This is a genomic window from Paenibacillus sp. PK1-4R (assembly GCF_030369595.1).
Taxonomy (GTDB): domain Bacteria; phylum Bacillota; class Bacilli; order Paenibacillales; family Paenibacillaceae; genus Paenibacillus.
On record NZ_CP126535.1, the window covers coordinates 768793 to 795392 of the forward strand.

4 protein-coding genes are annotated in these 26600 nt (G+C 49.6%); 2 read left to right on the forward strand and 2 right to left on the reverse strand.

Translation table 11 applies throughout. From position 1 onward, the window contains the following. Positions 1-527: 527 nt before the first annotated feature. Together QNO02_RS03330 and QNO02_RS03335 are read right to left on the reverse strand one after the other, a co-directional pair. Complete coding sequence (locus tag QNO02_RS03330; protein WP_289391080.1) at positions 528-1274, reverse strand: radical SAM protein; 747 nt, start codon at positions 1272-1274, stop codon at positions 528-530. A 12-nt stretch (positions 1275-1286) separates the two neighbouring features. After that, the gene (locus QNO02_RS03335; protein WP_289391081.1) at positions 1287-2324 is read right to left on the reverse strand and encodes a cysteine peptidase family C39 domain-containing protein; all 1038 of its coding nucleotides are present in this window, start codon (positions 2322-2324) and stop codon (positions 1287-1289) included. Positions 2325-2963: 639 nt separating this feature from the next. Between QNO02_RS03335 and QNO02_RS03340 the strand changes: the two genes are divergently transcribed. Together QNO02_RS03340 and QNO02_RS03345 are read left to right on the forward strand one after the other, a co-directional pair. Further along, entirely contained in the window at positions 2964-3170 is a 207-nt protein-coding gene (locus QNO02_RS03340; protein WP_289391082.1) for a hypothetical protein, read from the forward strand. Positions 3171-4691: 1521 nt separating this feature from the next. Beyond that, positions 4692-26597, forward strand: coding sequence for a non-ribosomal peptide synthase/polyketide synthase (locus QNO02_RS03345; RefSeq protein ID WP_289391083.1), 21906 nt, complete (start codon positions 4692-4694; stop codon positions 26595-26597). Positions 26598-26600 lie beyond the last annotated feature (3 nt).

Genomic DNA, 26600 nt, shown 5'->3' on the forward strand with positions numbered 1-26600 from the left:
TTTTTGTCATGCCAGTAAAGTGAAATGGAAATTATAATCCGTACAATGAAATCAAAAAACGAGGAAGCTTGTTAGCGATAGGTAGAAAGTTTGGCATATTAGAATCGGAAGGTCTGAAAGCAAAAGGCTAGAGGTTATCAAATGAGTACGTAGTCGAAATGAGTGGGATTTTGAGATACACTGTGTACGGTGCTTTTACGGGAAAGGAACAAGTTTTTAATTTCATTTTTAAGTTTACATGAGGAATGAACTTTAGTTTGGTTGAATACAGTCATGAACTTTCACGTACAGACTAGACATGAAAGAAGAATTTTGCCTACAGAGAGAAGTGAGTAGAATTGGAATAATCTAAGAGCATAAGCTCTGAGATCTCCCCGTCCAATTTGAATTTCAGGAAAAGTTCACTATTCAATTTAACGTTTAAATGGACGGGGATGACCAGAGCAGGACTATTTTATTCCAGACGACAGAAAAACAACCTAATTAGTAGTTAAACGTTATATGATATATTCACAAATATATCTCTATTAATATCTTGCCAGTTTTTTATCCGCGTCAAAGTTATCTAAACATTCCTTCCAAGTTTTAGAAACAACTACTTCGATATTATTGTTATCAACTTGAATATGTTCGTGTCGCCCGCATTTAGAGCATAAAGGTTCGAACATCTTAGTCATATTCTCAACAGTTACCTCTGTCAAATCTTTAATCCCAATGTCATATTTGAAAAATTTATCTATAGCCCCTCCAACTGCACAACAATAAAAACCAGAGGCATTTAATCCGACCCCACATGCCTCAGTTGTCCAACAACCTTTATACTGATAATTAGGATCATCGTTAAAGTCACTGGCAGCATAATGAATTAAGTCAAATCCTTTTTGATAGTTGTTTACCTTAGCTGTATTTTCGACAATAATACTTGGATAGTTAAGCTCCAGCCAGTTTAACTTATTCTTTGTAAATTCAGTATGTCCATTGGTAGCAACAATTAATCTAAGGGATCTATTATATTTTTGTTTATAGTCATATAAAGTTTGAATAATTTTATTAAATTCAGGGTGAACCGTTGCCTCTCCCCCCATTATCCTTATCTGTTCCCAATGATGATTATTATCAACCGTCTGTTTAATTAATTTATTTATTTGTTCTAAACTTACATTTGTCTCTTTGCCCCCTGGCATTAGAGATAAACCTCTATCACAGTTAAAGCATTGAAGTGTACACACATGGGTAATATCAATTTCTAATTTTTTTACATTTGTTATATGCATAATCTCACGCTCCTAATTATTATGTAGTTGCTTGACAACTGTATTTAATATGCTAATTTCATTGATGCAAAGCTCATTAATGATAGATTTCATTTTAGTTATAATAGAGATATCATTAGTCAACATATACTTCAACATCAATGAGCGGACAACCTCAGCTTGTGATACAACCTTTTGATATGAATTTATTATTTCTGAATCATAAATCATATGATTTTGAAAAAAGAAATTTATTCGATTAAACATGCACTTTTTATGTTCCCACAAACATTGTAATGGACGAATATCTACATTGACTTCCTTGGCAATGAGTGCCTCGAAAAATAAATTAAGTTGAGTATATACGTCGACCCCAAAACCCCAATTTTCGCTAGATAAATTATGGTTTAAATCTCTCATATGTTCTGTTCGATTATCAAAATCATACTTCGAAAGATTCCCTGCACAATTATTAGAAAACAGATAGTCTTCTAACTTATCTATTACATTATATTTATCAAAGCTATAGTTGATATTCTCTCTTATCTTAATATAGCTAGAATAGTTAGCTTCAGAAAACTTCAAAGCTTTAGCTAAATCGTCAAAGCTAACGTAAGATTCTACATACTGCATTCTTTCATTGAAGCCAATTACATTAAAAAGATTGTTTGATAAATCATAACCATATATAAGTAAGTCATGTGTATTATGAAACTTCTTATACGCCTGTCTATTTGGAATATAATATTCATCTACAAAAGAGTAGTAGTAATATCCTTCATTGATTTTTGATAAAATATCCATGCATGAATCATGCTCATCTTCAGTTTTATGTTGAGTTTCGAGATAGTCTAGCCAAGGAATACCTCCATAAATATTCCCTGCTATAAAGTCAATATCAAAATCATCCTTATTTTTAATGAAATTTAGATTGCATTTTAAATGAATAAAGTTGCTGTAAAACCATGTTAGCGTTTCGGAATAATTTGATGTAATTGAGAGAGGAAAGGCCCTATATTGATAAACAATGATAGGAGGCGTTGGATTAATTGGGAGTTTTATGGTTTGCATATGTATTGTCTCCTCTTATGCTTCGATATTTATATTATGGATAACCCTAAACTTTGAGTATAGAGATTTCAGTAGTAACCTAATAATTGTTAAAAAAAATATATGTAAAATGTAGCTAAATAGCAGAATGCTTGTTCAAACGCTTACATTAATTTGATTTATCGTTCCACTACAGTTTTCAAACTGGGTACAATTCAATTTCATGCCTAAATTTGAATTGATGAACCGTTTAACATTTCAATTATTATAAAGTTTCTTTATAGTAGGAGAAAAAGGGTGACATTGTGTTTCTATTCAAACTTTGATATATTTTCATTGTATTGCCACAATTTTGCTGTGTCAATAGATGATATTATTAGGAAGTTTGCTCTAAAAAAGCGTTATAAGATTAAATACGCATCAATCCTATATTTTACAAAGTCCACATATAAGCTTGGCTACGCATATGACTTTGAAAAGCGACCAAATCCAATACAAGGATTGGTTAAAGTTCTAATTATTTTTTGTTGAAAAATGAAAATATGTATCATTGAGTACAGGCAGACAGCAAATCATTAGATCAAAGGGCATACGACATTATCAGTCATTTCAATTACCGTCGATAACTGAGAATTTTTTTGTTAAAGGAGGTGACAGAGAATGTTGAAATACAGTCAGGAGTTTTATGATCAATTAGAATCGCTAGAAAATTACGCAGTAGGACAAATTGAAAAACAAACTGATAATATGAAGCTTGATAATGGTAATGCTCAGTCATTTCAAAAAGCAAGTAATCAACAAGAAGTATATATAGAAATGAAAAAAATTTTTACAAAGCTCAGACTTGAATACCTACAATGCCACTAGTAGTTATAAACCATTAGAATCGAGAAGAAATATGTTATTTCTAGTAATTCGACGATTTTAAAACAAAAGTCTATTGTTGATTCGTTTAAAAAAAGCATAAAAAAGAAAAACAAGCTAATTCTTCTATCTTACCGGAGTCAGCTTGTTTTTCTTTTTTGATGATCATATATTTACAAGTTTTGCTTCTTAGATAAATTTTTAATGGGATGAAACTTTTCTGCCTTTAAATTAAGGAGAGAAATTAATACAATAAATATACATAAATAAAATAGATTCCTCGGCACCAGCAAGATATTTCAGGTTGCTGGGCATTATTGGATGAAATATAATATAAGTTGGAAGTATACACTTTAATGGGAGAAGGATAGTAGGCTATAAGATGCCTCCCTTCGTAGAGAAGGAGTGGTGGACAATGAATCGTTCGGAAATTTTTAAATCTTAGTTATGAGAACACATCCCATAAGGTATGGTATGTTTGTTTTCTTTTTTTCAAATTGTATTCACATACAATTTGAAAAATATATATAAGTTACAATAAATAGTTTTGATTACAATAAAAGTTTCTTCTTGATGGAGACTCACAATACACTTTGGAATAGACTAAACTTGGTACTTTGCTCAATCGGTTGCACGGAATTATTCGAAAAGGCCAATATAATCTCCTATCAAATAATACTTGAAGAAGGAGACCTTTCCTCACCGGACATAGTGTCACAGTGTATTTCTATGTTAGTAAATTAATGCATGACAGAGAGAAGTACAGCAGGCGTTACAGAGAAGCATGGGGTGGACTCTCATCATACAGGTAGAATAGGTATGGAGAGAAGAAATTCAATAAATTAAGGACCGTTGTGCCATTTAATTATATCCCTAGCAAACAAGCTATATTTCAGGTTTAAAGAGGTCAGTGGAAGAGGCGACGATTTCCATACAACATGTTGGCGCGGAATTTGTACCGGCCAACTCTTCCTTTCAAAGTCAGCGTATGTGGCCGTAAATGAGCGTATTTTCAGATGAGTACGCTTCATCCTTTGCGGTATCCAGTTCTGTCGAAGGTTGCGGTTTTTTTGCAAAAGAGAAAGTGATTTTTTCTCCTTGATTGCTAACCGATTAATGAAACTAGTTTTTTGGACCGTTTACATGAATAGGATAGAAACTCTGTCTGTTCATGCTTTTATCATTACTGGGTTTTGTGAAATAATATGCTTATCTACTGTTGCATGTGCAAAAAATTACAATTCAGATCCAACCAAATATCAAAAATATGTTATCGAACCGCATATGACTATTCAGAGAATAAAAAAATAACAGTTTAGGGATGGGACTAACAAAATGAAAGCGTTTTTTCAACTGATGCTTACTATTTTTTGAGGTGAAAAGCTCCTGACGGTCAGTTTGAATTCCGTTTGGAACAGGCAATCAACGAAACGGGTAAACCCTTGTTTTCTTAATGACAACCAGATAATTTAACTGATTGGTAGAGATGTAGGTCAATTTTATTAAATGTATTGGAGGTTCAAAATGGACTCTTTAACCGTTAGGCTTATGGCCTCTAGTGGTAGATATTCAGAAGCCGTTAGTTATTGGCTTGAAAAACTCGCAGATTCTCCCGCACCAACAACTATCTCTCAAGGCAGGGAAGGTGTTGCAGGCAATCCGTCGTTCCGACAGGTTGAACATCAGCTTACTAATGAAACCTTACAACGTGTATTGTCACTATCTAAGAATTCCGAACAAGCAATGTTCATGGTATTAATGTCAGGAACGCTATCTTTTCTTTCACGGTATTTGAATCTTACGGATGTATTAGTGGGGATGCCCACACTAAAAAAGAGAGAAAGTGAAGAACATGCTTCGGTTGTATTACCGATTCGCATCGGGATTAACTCTGACAGTACTTTCAGAGACGTGTTAATCCAGGTTCGCGATGGCCTAACTGAAGCCGCCAAACATCAAAATTTTCCTCATACTTACATTTCTGAAAAAACTGGCCTGCCCTTGAACCGAAATGAGTTGTTGAAATTTAGTACGATTGTTTCATTTGACGGCATACATCAAACTATTGATCCTGTTTTCTCTGAATGCAACATACATATATTTTTCCGAAAAAAGGACGATACACTTTCAGTTATACTGCAATATGATGTCAGTCGCTATGCTCATGATAGCCTGATCAGATTGAAACAGCAGGTCACTTATTTCCTTGAATTAATAATAGAACAAATGAATACGCCGCTTTCTCAGATCGACATTGTTTCGTATCAGGAGAAGCAGCAGTTGCTGCATGCGTTTAACGACACAACCGCGGGGTATCCGCAGGAAGCAACGATTCAAGGACTGTTTGAGGCGCAGGTGACAAAAACGCCAGAGGCAGTTGCGGTGGCGTACGGAGATCAACTGCTGACCTATGCAGAGTTGAACAGACAGGCAAATCAGCTAGCGTGGACGTTGCGTGAGCAAGGTGTAGGGCCAGACCGGATTGTGGCGATCCTGATGGATCGCTCGGTAGAGATGATCGTCGGAATGCTCGGCATTTTGAAGGCTGGTGGAGCCTACGTACCGATTGATCCGGATTATCCATCTGACCGGATTACTTATACGCTGACGGATAGTGGGGCAGCATGGCTGGTGACAAACCGTGCCGTTGAGCTTCGTACGCAAGTGCTTCCGTTTAAGGGATGCCGGGTATACGTCGGAGAAATGGATTCAATGCCAGTGGTGAATCCACCGCAGGCGATGAATCCAGAGCATTTGGCGTACGTAATCTATACCTCGGGTACAACCGGACAACCAAAAGGGACGATGATCACACATCGGAACGTGGTACGGCTGATGTTCAACGACCGCATGGCGTTTGATTTCAACGAACGAGACGTGTGGACGATGTTCCACTCGTATTGCTTTGATTTCTCGGTATGGGAAATGTACGGAGCGTTGCTTTATGGAGGCAAGCTGGTCGTCGTACCGCAGCTGACGGCACGAGACCCAGAACAGATGGTCCGCCTGCTACAACACGAGCGGGTGACGGTGTTGAATCAGACACCGAGCGCGTTTTATGCGTTGTCGCACCGGGAAATGTACGAAGCGAACGCTAAGCTATGCGTACGAATCGTAATCTTTGGTGGAGAAGCCATGTCACCGAGCCAATTGGGGGCGTGGCACCAGAGGTATCCTAATATAGATTTAATCAACATGTATGGGACCACGGAAACGACCGTGCATGTGACGTATAAGAAGCTGGGTGAGGAGGATATTGCAAGCGGCATCAGCAACATCGGCAAGCCGCTCCCGACGCTACAGGCCTATGTTCTCGGCACGGATCAGCAGCTGCAGCCGATGGGCGTAGTGGGTGAGTTGTATATTTCAGGTGATGGTTTGGCGCGAGGGTACCTCAATCGGCCGGAGCTGACGGCGGAGAAATTTGTCGACAATCCGTTCGATCCGGGCACACGGATGTACCGGACGGGCGATTTGGCGAGATGGTTGCCGGACGGCAATCTGGAGTATTTGGGCCGGATCGACCACCAGGTGAAGATCCGCGGCTACCGGATCGAGTGCGGGGAGGTCGAAGCGCAACTTCTGGCACATCGGCAAATCCGCGAAGCCCTGGTGCTGGCCCGTAAGGATGAGCAAGACCAGGCGTACTTGTGCGCGTATCTTGTAAGTGATGAAGTGGTTCCGGTTGCAGAATTGCGGGAACACTTGGCGGCACAGCTGCCAGATTACATGATCCCGTCGTACTTTGTTGAATTGGAGAACATCCCACTCAACAGCAACGGTAAGGTGGACCGCAAGGGGCTGCCGATACCGGATGGGGAGGCGTACACTGTAGCCTATGAAGCACCACGGGATGCGTTAGAGACGCAATTGATGGAGCTATTCGCAGAGGTGCTAGGGGTCAACGAGGTTGGTATCGGTGATTCGTTCTTCGAGCGCGGGGGTCACTCGCTGAAAGCAGTGACGCTGGTGTCGCGTATTCATCAGCAACTGGCGGTGGAGCTACCCTTGCGGGAGCTATTCGCGCGACCAACAGTGAAGGCATTGGCTGACTATGTGCGCAGCGCAGATGAAAGCGACTACGGCCGGATCGAACCCGCGGTAGCGCAGGCATCGTACCCGCTATCGTCGGCGCAGAGGCGATTGTATGTGCTGCATGAGATGGAACCGGAGAGCACGCGCTACAATATGCCGGGTGTCGTGGAACTGACTGGGCAGGTGGATGCGGATCGGCTGGGACAAGCGATTCGTTCGGTCATCGCCCGTCACGAATCCCTACGTACATCGTTCATCTGGATCAATGGTGAACCAAGGCAACAGGTGCATGAAGACGTGCCGTTGGAGTGGGTATACCGGGAAGTAGAAGAAGCAGAAGCGCGCGAGTTCAGCCGACGCTTCGTGCGACCGTTCGTGCTGGATCAGGCACCGCTGCTGCGGGCGGAGCTGCTGCGATTAGCAGAAGATCGCTACTGGCTGCTATGGGACATGCATCATATCGTGTCGGACGGCGTGTCGATGGGAATTTTAATATCGGATTTCCTGGCGGCGTATGCCGGGAAGGAACTGGCGCCGCTGCGGATCCAGTACAAAGATTACGCAGTCTGGCAGCAGGGCACGCTCGAGGTGGAGCGGATGAAAGTGCAGGAGGCGTACTGGCTGTCGGCGTATGCGGAGGAAGTGCCGGTGCTGGAGCTGCCGACCGACCGGATCCGTCCGGCGGTACCAAGTAGCGAAGGCGGGCAGGTTCATACACAGATCAGTGCGGAGGTAGCCGAAGGGCTGAAGCGAATTGCGACAGAGACCGGAGCAACGCTGTACATGGTGCTGCTGGCGGCATATAACGTGTGGCTGCACAAGTATACCGGGGAGACCGATATCGTGGTGGGCACGCCGGTGTCGGGACGGACCCATGGCGATACAGAGCCGATGATTGGCATGTTTGTCAACACGTTGGCGCTGCGTAATGCGCCATCGGGGAACAAGCGGTTCATCGACTTCGTACGTGAAGTGAAAGAGCAGACGCTGGCCGCGTTTGAGCATCCGGACTATCCGTTCGATGAACTGGTGGAGCAGCTGAACGTGCGACGCGATCTGAGCCGCAACCCGCTGTTCGACACGATGCTGATCCTGCAGAACATGGAACAGACGCGCTTTGAGTTAGCGAATGTTGAGGTTGGTTCAGTGGAACTGAACCAACCGACCACGAAGTTTGATTTCACACTGAATGTGGTGGAGCGTGAGCCAGGACTTCAGCTGACGCTGGAATACAGCCGCGATCTGTTTAACGAGGAGACGGTGGAACGGTACCTGAGGCACTTCGTGCAGCTCGTGTCCCAAATGATCGCGCAGCCAGAAGCGAGCATTGGCTCGTATGAGCTGGTCACATCAGAAGAGAAGCAGCAGCTACATGCATTTAACGACACGGCGGCAGAATATCCACGGGAAGCGACGATCCACGGGCTGTTTGAAGCGCAGGTGGAGAAAACGCCGGATGCGGTGGCTGTGATATGCGGCGACAAGCAGCTGACCTACGCGGAGCTGAACGCACGAGCGAATCAGTTGTCATGGATACTGCGAGACAATGGTGTTCAAACAGATACGGTAGTGGGCATTGCAGCGGAGCGTTCGTTGGACATGATTATCGGCCTACTGGGAATATTGAAGGCTGGCGGTGCATATTTGCCGATCGACCCGGTGTTGCCGTTTGAACGGATTCGGTCAATGCTCAAAGACAGCGGCGCAAGTGTACTATTGCGTCATCAGGGTGTAGACACGTATGGGTTCCAAGGGCGTATTCTGGAATTTGAGATTGCTGAGACAGGAGAGCTACTTGAAACGAACCCCGGTGTGATAGTCATGCCAGACCATTTGGCGTATGTGATGTACACCTCGGGAACGACCGGTCGACCGAAAGGCGTCATGATTGAGCATCGTTCTGTTGTCAATTTCCTGTTTGGAATGACAGCGAGGATAGCATTCGAGCCGACCAAGCCGATTTTATTTGCGGCGACATTATCCTTTGACATCTCGGTCGTGGAGACTTTACTGGCATTAACCCAGGGTATGCGGATTATTGTAGCTACCCAGGATCAGCAGAGGGATCCACAGCAGTTGACCGAACTAATTAAACGCCATCAGATAGCGATGCTGCAGGCAACGCCATCCAGACTTCATACGCTATTGGCTATTAGTTCTGATTACTCTTGGCTGGAGAGTGTGAGCGACATCATGGTTGGCGGGGAGGCGCTAACAGAAGATCTGTTGAATCAACTGCAGACCCTATCTTCGGCGGCGATATATAACATGTTTGGTCCGACAGAGACGACGGTTTGGTCAATGCTGCGGGATGTGAGCACAGAGCAGACCGTGACGCTCGGTAGTCCTAATGCTAATATGCGCTACTATGTTGTTGATCCAAACGGTCAATTGCAGCCTATTGGCGTCGCGGGTGAGCTATGTATAGCCGGGGACGGTGTGGGCCGTGGTTATATTAATCAACCTGAATTGACTCTGGAGAAATACGTGGATAACCCGTTCGAGCCGGGGACGAAGATGTATCGGACGGGAGATTTGGGAAGATGGCAGCCGGACGGTAACCTTGTGTACATGGGACGAATGGATCATCAAGTGAAAATCCGTGGGCATCGCATCGAATGTGGGGAGATCGAAGTTCGACTGAAAGAGCATGAACACATCCGTCAAGCGGTCGTGTTGTCTCGGAACGATGAACATGGGCAGGCATACCTGTGTGCTTATCTGGTATACAGCCTGCCGCTGACCGTAGCCGAAATCCATGATCACCTGTCTCGGTATTTGCCGGACTATATGATCCCGTCGTACTTTGTGGAAATGGAGAACATTCCACTCAACAATAACGGTAAGGTGGACCGCACAATGCTACCGGCACCGGATCGAGAAGCATACACGAAAGCCTATGAAGCACCACGGGATGTGCTGGAGACGCAATTGGTGGAGCTGTTCGCAGGGGTGCTGGGGGTCAACGAGGTCGGTATCGGTGATTCGTTCTTCGAGCGCGGGGGTCACTCGCTGAAAGCAGTGACGCTGGTGTCGCGTATTCATCAGCAACTGGCGGTGGAGCTACCCTTACGGGAGCTATTCTCGCGACCAACAGTGAAGGCGTTAGCAGCTTATGTGCGCAGCGCAGATGAAAGCGACTACGGCCGGATCGAGCCCGCGGTAGCGCAGGCATCGTATCCGCTATCGTCGGCGCAGAGGCGGTTGTATGTGCTGCATGAGATGGAACCGGAGAGCACACGGTATAACATGCCAGGTGTGATCGAACTGGTCGGGAAGGTGGATGCCGGTCGACTGGAGCAAGCGATTCATTCAGTCATCGCTCGTCACGAATCCCTACGTACATCGTTCATCTGGATCGATGGTGAACCAAGGCAACAGGTGCATGAAGACGTGCCGTTGGAGTGGGTATACCGGGAAGTAGAAGAAGCAGAAGCGCGCGAGTTCAGCCGACGCTTCGTGCGACCGTTCGTGCTGGATCAGGCACCGCTGCTGCGGGCGGAGTTGCTGCGATTGGCGGAAGATCGCTACTGGCTGCTGTGGGACATGCATCATATCGTGTCGGACGGCGTGTCAATGGGAATTTTAATATCGGATTTCCTGGCGGCGTATGCCGGGAAGGAACTGGCGCCGCTGCAGATCCAGTACAAAGATTACGCAGTCTGGCAGCAGGGCACGCTCGAGGTGGAGCGGATGAAAGTGCAGGAGGCGTACTGGCTGTCGGCGTATGCGGAGGAAGTGCCGGTGCTGGAGCTGCCGACCGACCGGATCCGTCCGGCGGTACCAAGTAGCGAAGGCGGGCAGGTCCATACACAGATCAGTGCGGAGGTAGCCGAAGGGCTGAAGCGAATTGCGACAGAGACCGGAGCAACGCTGTACATGGTGCTGCTGGCGGCATATAACGTGTGGCTGCACAAGTATACCGGGCAGACCGATATCGTGGTGGGCACACCGGTGTCGGGACGGACCCATGGTGATACGGAACCAATGATCGGCATGTTTGTCAACACGTTGGCACTGCGTAATGCTCCATCGGGGAACAAGCGGTTCATCGACTTCGTACGTGAAGTGAAAGAGCAGACGCTGGCCGCGTTTGAGCATCCGGACTATCCATTTGAGGAACTCGTAGAGAAGCTGAACGTACGCCGTGATCTAAGTCGTAACCCGCTGTTTGACACGATGTTGGTGCTGCAGAATATGGAAGAGACGCGCTTTGAGTTGGTGAATGTTGAGGTTCATCCAGTGGAACTGAACCACCCGACCACGAAGTTTGATTTCACACTGAATGTGGTGGAGCGTGAGCCAGGACTTCAGCTGACGCTGGAATACAGCCGCGCGCTGTTCAACGAGGAGACGGTGGAACGATACCTGAGGCACTTCGTGCAGCTCGTGTCCCAAATGATCGCGCAGCCGGAAGCGAGTATTGGCTCGTATGAGTTGGTCACATCAGAAGAGAAGCAGCAGCTACATGCATTTAACGACACGGCGGCGGATTATCCGCGGGAAGCAACCATTCATGGGTTGTTCGAAGCGCAGGTAGAGCGGACGCCAGATGCGGTAGCGGTGGTGTATGGAGATCAGCAGCTGACCTATGCGGAGTTGAATGCGCGGGCGAATCAGCTGGCGTGGAGGCTGCGCGAACAAGGTGTGGGACCCGATTGTATCGTGGCGATTATGGCAGAGCGCTCACTGGAGCTGATGGTCGGGCTCTATGGCATCTTGAAAGCCGGGGGGGCGTACCTGCCGATTGACCCATCACTACCAGCAGAACGCATTCGGTATATACTCGAGGACAGCGGTGCGGCTGAGCTGCTCGTTCAAACTGACTTGGATCCATGCGGATTTGAAGGTACGGTTATCGAGTTGAGCCTTGGAGAAGAAGTACCATTGGAGGTCAATCCGCCGCTAAATCTGGATTCGGGACATTTGGCGTATGTGATCTATACTTCGGGGACCACCGGGAACCCAAAAGGGGTCATGATTGAGCATCGTTCGGTCATCAACCGGCTGAAGTGGATGCAACATCGCTACCCCATAGGAGAGCAAGATGTTCTGTTGCAGAAGACACCGATTACGTTTGACGTTTCGGTGTGGGAACTGTTCTGGTGGGGGATGACTGGTGCTCGGGTCAGCATGCTTGCACCGCAGGGAGAGAAAGATCCAGCGGTACTGGCTGAAACCATTGAGCGGCATGGGGTCACAGTGATGCATTTTGTGCCATCAATGCTTAGCGTCTTCCTGGAGCAAGCGGGCAAGATGTTCCATCAAGAAAAGCTGAGTAGCTTGCACCGGGTCTTTGCCAGTGGTGAAGCATTGAAGCCGCAGCAAGTGACGGGTTTTTACAAGCTACTGGAAGGAAGCGAGACAACGCTTCACAACCTGTACGGGCCGACAGAAGCTACAGTCGATGTCACATATTACGAAAGTATTTCAACTTTTGCGGAAGCGACTGTGCCGATCGGCAAGCCGATCGCTAATACACAGCTGTACATTGTGGATGATCAGGGCCAACTGCAGCCGATGGGTGTTGCGGGTGAACTGTGCATCGCAGGTGACGGCCTAGCTCGAGGGTACCTCAATCGGCCAGAGCTGACGGCGGAGAAATTCGTCGACAACCCGTTTGAGCAGGGAACGCGGATGTACCGAACGGGGGATTTGGCAAGATGGTTGCCGAACGGCAATCTGGAGTACTTGGGCCGGATCGACCACCAGGTGAAGATCCGGGGCTACCGGATCGAGTGCGGGGAGATCGAGGCGCAGCTTTTGACCCATGCGCATATTCGCGAAGCCGTTGTGCTGGCTCGCGAGGATGAGCAAGGACAGGCATACTTGTGCGCATATCTCGTGAGTGACGCTGCTGTTTCCGTTGAAGAACTACGGGTACATTTGGCAGTACAATTGCCGGAATACATGATCCCGTCCTATGTTGTAGAAGTGGAAAACATCCCGCTAAATACCAGCGGCAAGGTGGACCGCGAGACGTTACCAGTGCCGAAAGTGCTGCATCCCGGCAGCAATTACGAGGTGCCAAGCACGCCGAAGCAGCAACAATTGGCAGGGATTTGGCAGGATATGCTGGGATTGGAGCAGGTCGGTATCCATGATAACTTCTTTGTGCTGGGCGGTGACTCGATCAAGGCCATTCGTTTGGTTAGCCGAATCAATCGTGACCTGGACGCATCCCTTCCGTTAAAAGAGTTGTACCTGCATCAGACCATCAAAGAGCTAGCGGAGATTTTAGCGCAGAAGCACAAGCCAAACCGGCAGCTGGAGTTGGGACAGGAGATGCTGGAGCAGATGAAGCGGCGCATCACGGACGATCCAGAACAGGTGAAATACCTGCCGGCAGCATACGAGGACGTGTATCCACTGAGCAAAATACAGCAGAGTATGGTGTTCTACTCGAGATTGCGACCGGAGGAACCAATCTACCACGATCAGTTTTTATACTATTTCAAGATCATATCGACGGATCGGTTTACCGAAGCACTGCAGTGGTTATCCGATAAGCATCCGATTCTGCGTACCACCTTCGATCTCACGCATTTCGAGGAAGAAGTCCAGATTGTGCATGCCCGGATTGTGCCTGAGATTTTAATAGAAGATATTTCTTTACTTGGCCAAGAAGAGCAGGAACATGTCATTAGCGCATATATTGAACAAGACCAGTGTAACGTGTTCCGGTTCGATGGCGAGGTGCTGTGGCGAGTTCGCTTGTTCCGACTGAATACACAGCATGATTATTGTCTGGTGTTTACGTTCCACCATGCGATTCTGGATGGATGGAGCGTGGCGTCCTTTCGACAAGAGGCCATAGACATATACCAGCAACTGCTGCAGAAAAAAACGATCGATATGAAGCCATTACAAAGCAGCTACAAGAATTATGTGGCGATCAACCGATATCGGGAGAGCGATGAGGAAAGTCAACAATACTGGATCAATGAATTGGCGGGGTATACCCGCAACAAGTTGCCATTTAACTACGCAGGTAAGAAGAGAGACCGCGGAGCGGCCAGTAAAATGTATCGCAGACAACTGAGCAGCACGTTGCTGGAAGCCTTGAAGCATCAGGCGAAGCGGTACGGGTGTACCGTCAAGGAACTGTGCTTGAGCGCGCATATGTATCTGCTGGGCATTCTGACGACGGAGGAAGAGGTTGTCACGGGTGTGGTCAGCCACGACCGCCCAGCTCTCGAGGATGCGGATAAAGTGTTAGGCTGTTTCCTAAATACGGTCCCAATCAGGATGGGAGTCACACGTCGAGTGTCCAAGTCGGAACTAGTGTGCCGTACAAAACAGCAGCTTGCACACATGAAGGCGAATGAACTGTTCCTGGTCGATATCGCCCATGCGATCGGCGAAGTATCAAGCCCGTCGGTCAACCCGATCTTCGATACGCTGTTTAACTATACGGATTTCCATGTGCTGGAGGAAATACAGCTGGAGGATGGAATGGTAGCAGAGACGGCGGCAATGAGCTTGGAAGCAAACGAAATGACGAATACATGGTTTGACCTTGAGGTATCGCAATTCCTTGAGAACTTGAACGTGCAGATTAAATATGCGTCGGCTTATTTTGAGGATCATGAAATCAATACCGCCTTCGTTTGGTACGAGCGCATCTTGGGAGCATTGTGCGATGAGGAGACGGATTTCTTGTCGATGGAGCATCTGATGACGGAAGCAGAACGGCAAGAGATTGTGTATGAATGGAACCGGACTGACATGCCGTACGCAGTAGAGAAGACACTGCATCAACTATTTGAGGAACAAGCGGCGAAGACACCCGAGCGACCGGCTTTACGCTGGAACGGTCAGCTATTGACTTATCGGGAACTTAACGAGCGTTCGAACCGACTGGCTTGGCGGCTACAGGCTCGCGGGGTGAACGTTAATGATCATGTCGGATTGATGACCGAACGAGGCTTTGAGATGATCGTGGGTATGCTGGCGATTCTAAAAGCCGGGGCAGCGTATGTACCAATGGACCCGAACTATCCGCAAAGCCGAATCGCACATATCATCAGCCATGCAGACGTACGGATTGTTGTGGTCGATCGGGAGTATGCAGAAACATCTGCGCAATTCATCGACAGCCGGGATCCATCGCTGATCGAGCATTCAAGTGAAGTGCTTCAGCTTGCTAAAGATTCCCACGAGCTGGCATACATTATTTACACGTCCGGTTCGACCGGAGAGCCGAAAGGAGTCATGATTGAGCATCATTCGGCAGTAAACTTGATCAGCTGGGTCAATCAGGAGTTTGACGTGCATGAGGAAGATCGGCTGTTATTCATTACTTCGATGTGTTTCGACTTGTCGGTGTATGACATCTTCGGCCCACTGGCGGTTGGAGCCCAGATTGTGATTGCAAGTCAGGAGCAGGTGCAGGATCTGAAACAGATACAGCTCCTGCTTGAAGAGGAAGCGATTACGATCTGGGACTCGGTGCCGACGACGCTAAATCATGTGCTGCATGGTATAGCGGAACAAAATGAAGCAATCAGCCAGCACACTTTGCGGCTGGCACTGGTAAGCGGGGACTGGATTCCGGTCGATTTGATGGAACGCGCGAAGGTATATTTCCCGAATGTTCATGTGATAGGACTTGGGGGAGCGACGGAAGCAACCGTGTGGTCCAACTACTACCCGATTGAGGAGGTGTTGACCGATCAAACGAGCATTCCGTACGGAAAGCCTCTGGGAAATAACACCTTTTACATTCTGGATGCAGATCGGCATCCGGTGCCGTATGGGGTGGCCGGGGAACTGTATATCGGGGGAGTGGGCGTAGCCAGAGGATATTTGAATGATCCGGTCAAGACACGTGCATCGTTCATGGCCAATCCATTTGTACCGCAAGGATGGATGTATCGGACGGGGGATATGGGACGGATGCTGCCGGACGGCAATATGGAGTTTCTAGGACGCCAAGATTACCAGGTGAAGATCCGCGGGTACCGGGTGGAGTTGGGTGAGATTGAGAACCAGCTACTGAAGCATGAGGCGGTCCGCGAAGCGGTAGTGATAAACCGAGAGGATGCCGCTGGTGGGAACTACTTGAGCGCCTATGTGGTGTTACAGGAGGAAACGTCTTCGGCAGATATTCGGGAACACCTGAGACAAGCACTGCCGGGATACATGATCCCTGGGTACATGATACCAATTGAGTGTTTGCCGCTCACCCCTAACGGCAAACTAGATCGCAAAGCGTTGCCGGAACCCGTTGCTAGAGTTCATTCGGAAGAACGTTATGAAGCGGCAAGCACCGAAACGGAACTGAAGCTGCTTAGTATTTGGCAGGATGTGCTTAATATAGAGAACATTGGTGTGTGGGACGATTTCTTTGCAATCGGGGGGCACTCCTTGCGGGCAACCACGCTGGTATCCAAAGTTCAGAAAAAGATGAATTTAGAGCTAACGCTGCAGGAAGTATTCCGACTGCCGACGATTAAGGAGCAGGCGCGGAAGCTTGAGGGAATGTCGAAGAAGACGTACAGCGCCATCGAACCGGCGAACCCGGATGAAGATTATCCACTATCGTCGGCGCAGAGGCGGTTGTATGTGCTGCATGAGATGGAACCGGAGAGCACACGGTATAACATGCCAGGTGTGATCGAACTGGTCGGGAAGGTGGATGCCGATCGACTGGAGCAAGCGATTCATTCAGTCATCGCTCGTCATGAATCCCTACGTACATCGTTCATCTGGATCGATGGTGAACCAAGGCAACAGGTGCATGAAGACGTGCCGTTGGAGTGGGTATACCGGGAAGTAGAAGAAGCAGAAGCGCGCGAGTTCAGCCGGCGCTTCGTGCGACCGTTCGTGCTGGATCAGGCACCGCTGCTGCGGGCGGAGTTGCTGCGATTGGCGGAAGATCGCTACTGGCTGCTGTGGGACATGCATCATATCGTGTCGGACGGCGTGTCAATGGGAATTTTAATATCGGATTTCCTGGCGGCGTATGCCGGGAAGGAACTGGCGCCGCTGCAGATCCAGTACAAAGATTACGCAGTCTGGCAGCAGGGCACGCTCGAGGTGGAGCGGATGAAAGTGCAGGAGGCGTACTGGCTGTCGGCGTATGCGGAGGAAGTGCCGGTGCTGGAGCTGCCGACCGACCGGATCCGTCCGGCGGTACCAAGTAGCGAAGGCGGGCAGGTTCATACACAGATCAGTGCGGAGGTAGCCGAAGGGCTGAAGCGAATTGCGACAGAGACCGGAGCAACGCTGTACATGGTGCTGCTGGCGGCATATAACGTGTGGCTGCACAAGTATACCGGGGAGACCGATATCGTGGTGGGCACGCCGGTGTCGGGACGGACCCATGGCGATACAGAGCCGATGATTGGCATGTTTGTCAACACGTTGGCGCTGCGTAATGCGCCATCGGGGAACAAGCGGTTCATCGACTTCGTACGTGAAGTGAAAGAGCAGACGCTGGCCGCGTTTGAGCATCCGGACTATCCGTTCGATGAACTGGTGGAGCAGCTGAACGTGCGACGCGATCTGAGCCGCAACCCGCTGTTCGACACGATGCTGATCCTGCAGAACATGGAACAGACGCGCTTTGAGTTAGCGAATGTTGAGGTTGGTTCAGTGGAACTGAACCAACCGACCACGAAGTTTGATTTCACACTGAATGTGGTGGAGCGTGAGCCAGGACTTCAGCTGACGCTGGAATACAGCCGCGATCTGTTTAACGAGGAGACGGTGGAACGGTACCTGAGGCACTTCGTGCAGCTCGTGTCCCAAATGATCGCGCAGCCGGAAGCGAGTATTGGCTCGTATGAGCTGGTCACATCAGAAGAGAAGCAGCAGCTACATGCATTTAACGACACGGCGGCAGAATATCCACGGGAAGCGACGATCCACGGGCTGTTTGAAGCGCAGGTGGAGAAAACGCCGGATGCGGTGGCTGTGATATGCGGCGACAAGCAGCTGACCTACGCGGAGCTGAACGCACGAGCGAATCAGTTGTCATGGATACTGCGAGACAATGGTGTTCAAGCAGATACGGTAGTGGGCATTGCAGCGGAGCGTTCGTTGGACATGATTATCGGCCTACTGGGAATATTGAAGGCTGGCGGTGCATATTTGCCGATCGACCCGGTGTTGCCGTTTGAACGGATTCGGTCAATGCTCAAAGACAGCGGCGCAAGTGTACTATTGCGTCATCAGGGTGTAGACACGTATGGGTTCCAAGGGCGTATTCTGGAATTTGAGATTGCTGAGACAGGAGAGCTACTTGAAACGAACCCCGGTGTGATAGTCATGCCAGACCATTTGGCGTATGTGATGTACACCTCGGGAACGACCGGTCGACCGAAAGGCGTCATGATTGAGCATCGTTCTGTTGTCAATTTCCTGTTTGGAATGACAGCGAGGATAGCATTCGAGCCGACCAAGCCGATTTTATTTGCGGCGACATTATCCTTTGACATCTCGGTCGTGGAGACTTTACTGGCATTAACCCAGGGTATGCGGATTATTGTAGCTACCCAGGATCAGCAGAGGGATCCACAGCAGTTGACCGAACTAATTAAACGCCATCAGATAGCGATGCTGCAGGCAACGCCATCCAGACTTCATACGCTATTGGCTATTAGTTCTGATTACTCTTGGCTGGAGAGTGTGAGCGACATCATGGTTGGCGGGGAGGCGCTAACAGAAGATCTGTTGAATCAACTGCAGACCCTATCTTCGGCGGCGATATATAACATGTTTGGTCCGACAGAGACGACGGTTTGGTCAATGCTGCGGGATGTGAGCACAGAGCAGACCGTGACGCTCGGTAGTCCTAATGCTAATATGCGCTACTATGTTGTTGATCCAAACGGTCAATTGCAGCCTATTGGCGTCGCGGGTGAGCTATGTATAGCCGGGGACGGTGTGGGCCGTGGTTATATTAATCAACCTGAATTGACTCTGGAGAAATACGTGGATAACCCGTTCGAGCCGGGGACGAAGATGTATCGGACGGGAGATTTGGGAAGATGGCAGCCGGACGGTAACCTTGTGTACATGGGACGAATGGATCATCAAGTGAAAATCCGTGGGCATCGCATCGAATGTGGGGAGATCGAAGTTCGACTGAAAGAGCATGAACACATCCGTCAAGCGGTCGTGTTGTCTCGGAACGATGAACATGGGCAGGCATACCTGTGTGCTTATCTGGTATACAGCCTGCCGCTGACCGTAGCCGAAATCCATGATCACCTGTCTCGGTATTTGCCGGACTATATGATCCCGTCGTACTTTGTGGAAATGGAGAACATTCCACTCAACAATAACGGTAAGGTGGACCGCACAATGCTACCGGCACCGGATCGAGAAGCATACACGAAAGCCTATGAAGCACCACGGGATGTGCTGGAGACGCAATTGGTGGAGCTGTTCGCAGGGGTGCTGGGGGTCAACGAGGTCGGTATCGGTGATTCGTTCTTCGAGCGCGGGGGTCACTCGCTGAAAGCAGTGACGCTGGTGTCGCGTATTCATCAGCAACTGGCGGTGGAGCTACCCTTGCGGGAGCTATTCTCGCGACCAACAGTGAAGGCGTTAGCAGCTTATGTGCGCAGCGCAGATGAAAGCGACTACGGCCGGATCGAGCCCGCGGTAGCGCAGGCATCGTATCCGCTATCGTCGGCGCAGAGGCGGTTGTATGTGCTGCATGAGATGGAACCGGAGAGCACACGGTATAACATGCCAGGTGTGATCGAACTGGTCGGGAAGGTGGATGCCGGTCGACTGGAGCAAGCGATTCATTCAGTCATCGCTCGTCACGAATCCCTACGTACATCGTTCATCTGGATCGATGGTGAACCAAGGCAACAGGTGCATGAAGACGTGCCGTTGGAGTGGGTATACCGGGAAGTAGAAGAAGCAGAAGCGCGCGAGTTCAGCCGACGCTTCGTGCGACCGTTCGTGCTGGATCAGGCACCGCTGCTGCGGGCGGAGTTGCTGCGATTGGCGGAAGATCGCTACTGGCTGCTGTGGGACATGCATCATATCGTGTCGGACGGCGTGTCAATGGGAATTTTAATATCGGATTTCCTGGCGGCGTATGCCGGGAAGGAACTGGCGCCGCTGCAGATCCAGTACAAAGATTACGCAGTCTGGCAGCAGGGCACGCTCGAGGTGGAGCGGATGAAAGTGCAGGAGGCGTACTGGCTGTCGGCGTATGCGGAGGAAGTGCCGGTGCTGGAGCTGCCGACCGACCGGATCCGTCCGGCGGTACCAAGTAGCGAAGGCGGGCAGGTCCATACACAGATCAGTGCGGAGGTAGCCGAAGGGCTGAAGCGAATTGCGACAGAGACCGGAGCAACGCTGTACATGGTGCTGCTGGCGGCATATAACGTGTGGCTGCACAAGTATACCGGGCAGACCGATATCGTGGTGGGCACGCCGGTGTCGGGACGGACCCATGGCGATACGGAACCAATGATCGGCATGTTTGTCAACACGTTGGCACTGCGTAATGCGCCATCGGGGGACAAGCCGTTCATCGACTTCGTACGTGAAGTGAAAGAGCAGACGCTGGCCGCGTTTGAGCATCCGGACTATCCGTTCGATGAACTGGTGGAGCAGCTGAACGTGCGACGCGATCTGAGCCGCAACCCGTTGTTTGACACGATGCTGATCCTGCAGAACATGGAACAGACGCACTTTGAGTTAGCGAATGTTGAGGTTGGTTCAGTGGAACTGAACCAACCGACCACGAAGTTTGATTTCACACTGAATGTGGTGGAGCGTGAGCCAGGACTTCAGCTGACGCTGGAATACAGCCGCGATCTGTTTAACGAGGAGACGGTGGAACGGTACCTGAGGCACTTCGTGCAGCTCGTGTCCCAAATGATCGCGCAGCCAGAAGCGAGTATTGGCTCGTATGAGCTGGTCACATCAGAAGAGAAGCAGCAGCTACATGCATTTAACGACACGGCGGCAGAATATCCACGGGAAGCGACGATCCACGGGCTGTTTGAAGCGCAGGTGGAGAAAACGCCGGATGCGGTGGCTGTGATATGCGGCGACAAGCAGCTGACCTACGCGGAGCTGAACGCACGAGCGAATCAGTTGTCATGGATACTGCGAGACAATGGTGTTCAAGCAGATACGGTAGTGGGCATTGCAGCGGAGCGTTCGTTGGACATGATTATCGGCCTACTGGGAATATTGAAGGCTGGCGGTGCATATTTGCCGATCGACCCGGTGTTGCCGTTTGAACGGATTCGGTCAATGCTCAAAGACAGCGGCGCAAGTGTACTATTGCGTCATCAGGGTGTAGACACGTATGGGTTCCAAGGGCGTATTCTGGAATTTGAGATTGCTGAGACAGGAGAGCTACTTGAAACGAACCCCGGTGTGATAGTCATGCCAGACCATTTGGCGTATGTGATGTACACCTCGGGAACGACCGGTCGACCGAAAGGCGTCATGATTGAGCATCGTTCTGTTGTCAATTTCCTGTTTGGAATGACAGCGAGGATAGCATTCGAGCCGACCAAGCCGATTTTATTTGCGGCGACATTATCCTTTGACATCTCGGTCGTGGAGACTTTACTGGCATTAACCCAGGGTATGCGGATTATTGTAGCTACCCAGGATCAGCAGAGGGATCCACAGCAGTTGACCGAACTAATTAAACGCCATCAGATAGCGATGCTGCAGGCAACGCCATCCAGACTTCATACGCTATTGGCTATTAGTTCTGATTACTCTTGGCTGGAGAGTGTGAGCGACATCATGGTTGGCGGGGAGGCGCTAACAGAAGATCTGTTGAATCAACTGCAGACCCTATCTTCGGCGGCGATATATAACATGTTTGGTCCGACAGAGACGACGGTTTGGTCAATGCTGCGGGATGTGAGCACAGAGCAGACCGTGACGCTCGGTAGTCCTAATGCTAATATGCGCTACTATGTTGTTGATCCAAACGGTCAATTGCAGCCTATTGGCGTCGCGGGTGAGCTATGTATAGCCGGGGACGGTGTGGGCCGTGGTTATATTAATCAACCTGAATTGACTCTGGAGAAATACGTGGATAACCCGTTCGAGCCGGGGACGAAGATGTATCGGACGGGAGATTTGGGAAGATGGCAGCCGGACGGTAACCTTGTGTACATGGGACGAATGGATCATCAAGTGAAAATCCGTGGGCATCGCATCGAATGTGGGGAGATCGAAGTTCGACTGAAAGAGCATGAACACATCCGTCAAGCGGTCGTGTTGTCTCGGAACGATGAACATGGGCAGGCATACCTGTGTGCTTATCTGGTATACAGCCTGCCGCTGACCGTAGCCGAAATCCATGATCACCTGTCTCGGTATTTGCCGGACTATATGATCCCGTCGTACTTTGTGGAAATGGAGAACATTCCACTCAACAATAACGGTAAGGTGGACCGCACAATGCTACCGGCACCGGATCGAGAAGCATACACGAAAGCCTATGAAGCACCACGGGATGTGCTGGAGACGCAATTGGTGGAGCTGTTCGCAGGGGTGCTGGGGGTCAACGAGGTCGGTATCGGTGATTCGTTCTTCGAGCGCGGGGGTCACTCGCTGAAAGCAGTGACGCTGGTGTCGCGTATTCATCAGCAACTGGCGGTGGAGCTACCCTTACGGGAGCTATTCTCGCGACCAACAGTGAAGGCGTTAGCAGCTTATGTGCGCAGCGCAGATGAAAGCGACTACGGCCGGATCGAGCCCGCGGTAGCGCAGGCATCGTATCCGCTATCGTCGGCGCAGAGGCGGTTGTATGTGCTGCATGAGATGGAACCGGAGAGCACACGGTATAACATGCCAGGTGTGATCGAACTGGTCGGGAAGGTGGATGCCGGTCGACTGGAGCAAGCGATTCATTCAGTCATCGCTCGTCACGAATCCCTACGTACATCGTTCATCTGGATCGATGGTGAACCAAGGCAACAGGTGCATGAAGACGTGCCGTTGGAGTGGGTATACCGGGAAGTAGAAGAAGCAGAAGCGCGCGAGTTCAGCCGACGCTTCGTGCGACCGTTCGTGCTGGATCAGGCACCGCTGCTGCGGGCGGAGTTGCTGCGATTGGCGGAAGATCGCTACTGGCTGCTGTGGGACATGCATCATATCGTGTCGGACGGCGTGTCAATGGGAATTTTAATATCGGATTTCCTGGCGGCGTATGCCGGGAAGGAACTGGCGCCGCTGCAGATCCAGTACAAAGATTACGCAGTCTGGCAGCAGGGCACGCTCGAGGTGGAGCGGATGAAAGTGCAGGAGGCGTACTGGCTGTCGGCGTATGCGGAGGAAGTGCCGGTGCTGGAGCTGCCGACCGACCGGATCCGTCCGGCGGTACCAAGTAGCGAAGGCGGGCAGGTCCATACACAGATCAGTGCGGAGGTAGCCGAAGGGCTGAAGCGAATTGCGACAGAGACCGGAGCAACGCTGTACATGGTGCTGCTGGCGGCATATAACGTGTGGCTGCACAAGTATACCGGGCAGACCGATATCGTGGTGGGCACGCCGGTGTCGGGACGGACCCATGGCGATACGGAACCAATGATCGGCATGTTTGTCAACACGTTGGCACTGCGTAATGCTCCATCGGGGGACAAGCCGTTCATCGACTTCGTGCGCGAAGTGAAAGAGCTTACACTGGCGGCATTTGAGCATCAGGACTATCCATTCGAGGAACTCGTAGAGAAGCTGAACGTACGCCGTGATCTAAGTCGTAACCCGCTGTTTGACACGATGTTGGTGCTGCAGAATATGGAAGAGACGCGCTTTGAGTTGGTGAATGTTGAGGTTCGTCCAGTGGAACTGAACCACCCGACCACGAAGTTTGATTTCACACTGAATGTGGTGGAGCGTGAGCCAGGACTTCAGCTGACGCTGGAATACAGCCGCGCGCTGTTCAACGAGGAGACGGTGGAACGATACCTGAGGCACTTCGTGCAGCTCGTGTCCCAAATGATCGCGCAGCCGGAAGCGAGTATTGGCTCGTATGAGTTGGTCACATCAGAAGAGAAGCAGCAGCTACATGCATTTAACGACACGGCGGCGGATTATCCGCGGGAAGCAACCATTCATGGGTTGTTCGAAGCGCAGGTAGAGCGGACGCCAGATGCGGTAGCGGTGGTGTATGGAGATCAGCAGCTGACCTATGCGGAGTTGAATGCGCGGGCGAATCAGCTGGCCTGGACGCTGCGCGAGCAAGGTGTGGGAGCCGATTGTATCGTGGCGATTATGGCAGAACGCTCACTGGAGCTGATGGTCGGGCTCTATGGCATCTTGAAAGCCGGCGGGGCGTACCTGCCGATTGACCCATCGCTGCCTGCTGAACGCATCGGGTATATGCTCAGAGACAGCGGTGCGGTAGTGCTGCTGTCAGACCCTGGCATGGATTCATGTGGATTTGAGGGTGCAGTACTGGACTTGGCAGAAGCCGAGAAAACACCAACCCAAGAGAATATTGTGCTTCACGCAACGCCTAGCGATATGGCGTATCTGATCTATACATCCGGCACAACCGGGAACCCAAAAGGGGTTATGATAGAACACCGCTCTGTGGTTAACTTCATGACAGGGATGACAGGAGTGATCCCATTCGCTCCGACCAAATCCATGTTATTGGCAACTACGCTATCGTTCGACATCTCGGTGGTAGAGACGCTGCTGGCGTTTACGCAAGGCATGCGGGTCGTGATAGCGAGCGAAGAAGAGCAGAAGGATCCGCAACAGCTGGCGAGGCTAATTGAGCGCCAGGGTATCGACATGGTACAGATGACGCCATCGCGCCTGAAGATGCTGTTGTCGGCGGGCTGCGAAGCATGGCTGGAAGGCGTAACGGAAGTACTGGTCGGCGGAGAGGCATGGCCCGACGATTTGCTAGCAGATTTGCAAAGTAAATCCAAGGCGGCACTGTTCAATATGTATGGTCCGACGGAGACGACGATTTGGTCCGCAGTGCGGGAAGTGACCGCTGACCAGAGCGTGACTATCGGAGGGCCGATTGCTAATACACAGCTGTACATTGTGGATGATCAGGGGCAGTTGCAGCCGATGGGTGTCGCAGGTGAACTGTGCATCTCGGGGGACGGCCTGGCGCGAGGGTACCTCAATCGGCCAGAGCTGACGGCGGAGAAATTCGTCGACAACCCGTTTGAGCCGGGAACGCGGATGTACCGGACGGGCGATTTGGCGAGATGGTTGCCAGACGGCAATCTGGAGTACTTAGGCCGGATGGACCATCAAGTGAAGATTCGCGGCTACCGGATTGAATGCGGTGAGATCGAGGCGCAACTTCTGGCGCATGCGCATATCCGTGAAGCAGTCGTTATGGGCCATGAAGAGGAGCAAGGGCAGGCATATTTATGTGCTTATCTGGTATGTAGCATGCCGCTAACCGTAGCTCAAATACATGCTCATCTGTCTCTTTATTTGCCGGAATACATGATCCCGTCCTATTTCGTGGAAATGGAGAACATACCACTCAACAATAATGGCAAGGTGGACCGTAAATTGCTGCCTGTTCCAGAGCTGACAATGCATGATCAAGAAGAAAAACTACCACCTATTACTGAGATTGAATCTGAAATCTTGAAAATATGGGAAGCTATTCTTCACAAGGGTGACATCGGGGTTATGGATAACTTCTTCTATGTGGGTGGAAACTCATTACGTATCATAGATGTATATACAAAATTAGAGCAAAAGTATCCGGGCGTATTTGTTTTAGCCGATTTGTTCGGAAAGCCGAACGTACGTCAATTGGCTCGGTACGTCGAAACGATTTATGCGCAAAAACAAACATTCAATTGGAAGCCCCTTGCATTCCCTACCTCAGGTTTGGTAGAGCAGGGAGATTACAATCCAGGCGATGTATTGCGCTTTGAGCTATCAGAACAAATGGGGCAGAGCTTGGCACGCGTTTCGAGTCACTATAGCGTCCAAAAGGTATCTGTGCTGATGACTGCTTTTGCATATTTGATGTCAGAATACGCACAAACAGAAACGGTTACTTTGCCTTGCTTATTAGAAAGTAAGGTATTATGCCAAGTTGAGGTTTCGTTCCAAGAAGTTGAAGAGTTGGAGGAAGTTTTTGAAATAGTAGACGGATACCTGAAAACGGAGGATCGATTTGATTGGGACCAGGTGAAGTATACTGCTTATGAGCAACAAGAAGCTCAAATACTTTGTGCATTTGTAGACGCTGTCCCATTACCGGCAGGATTTGCTAAACAGTTTGATCTCGTACTCAACTGTGGAGGCGATGGTCGTATCCTTTCTATGACATGTGAGTACAACCGCAGCAGAATTTTACAAGCATCGGTTGAGAGGCTGATTCGCCAGTTCGTAAGCTTATTGGAAAAAATCCTTGAACAGTGTGAAAAAAAGGCTGGTCTGCTAAAGGTATGAAGG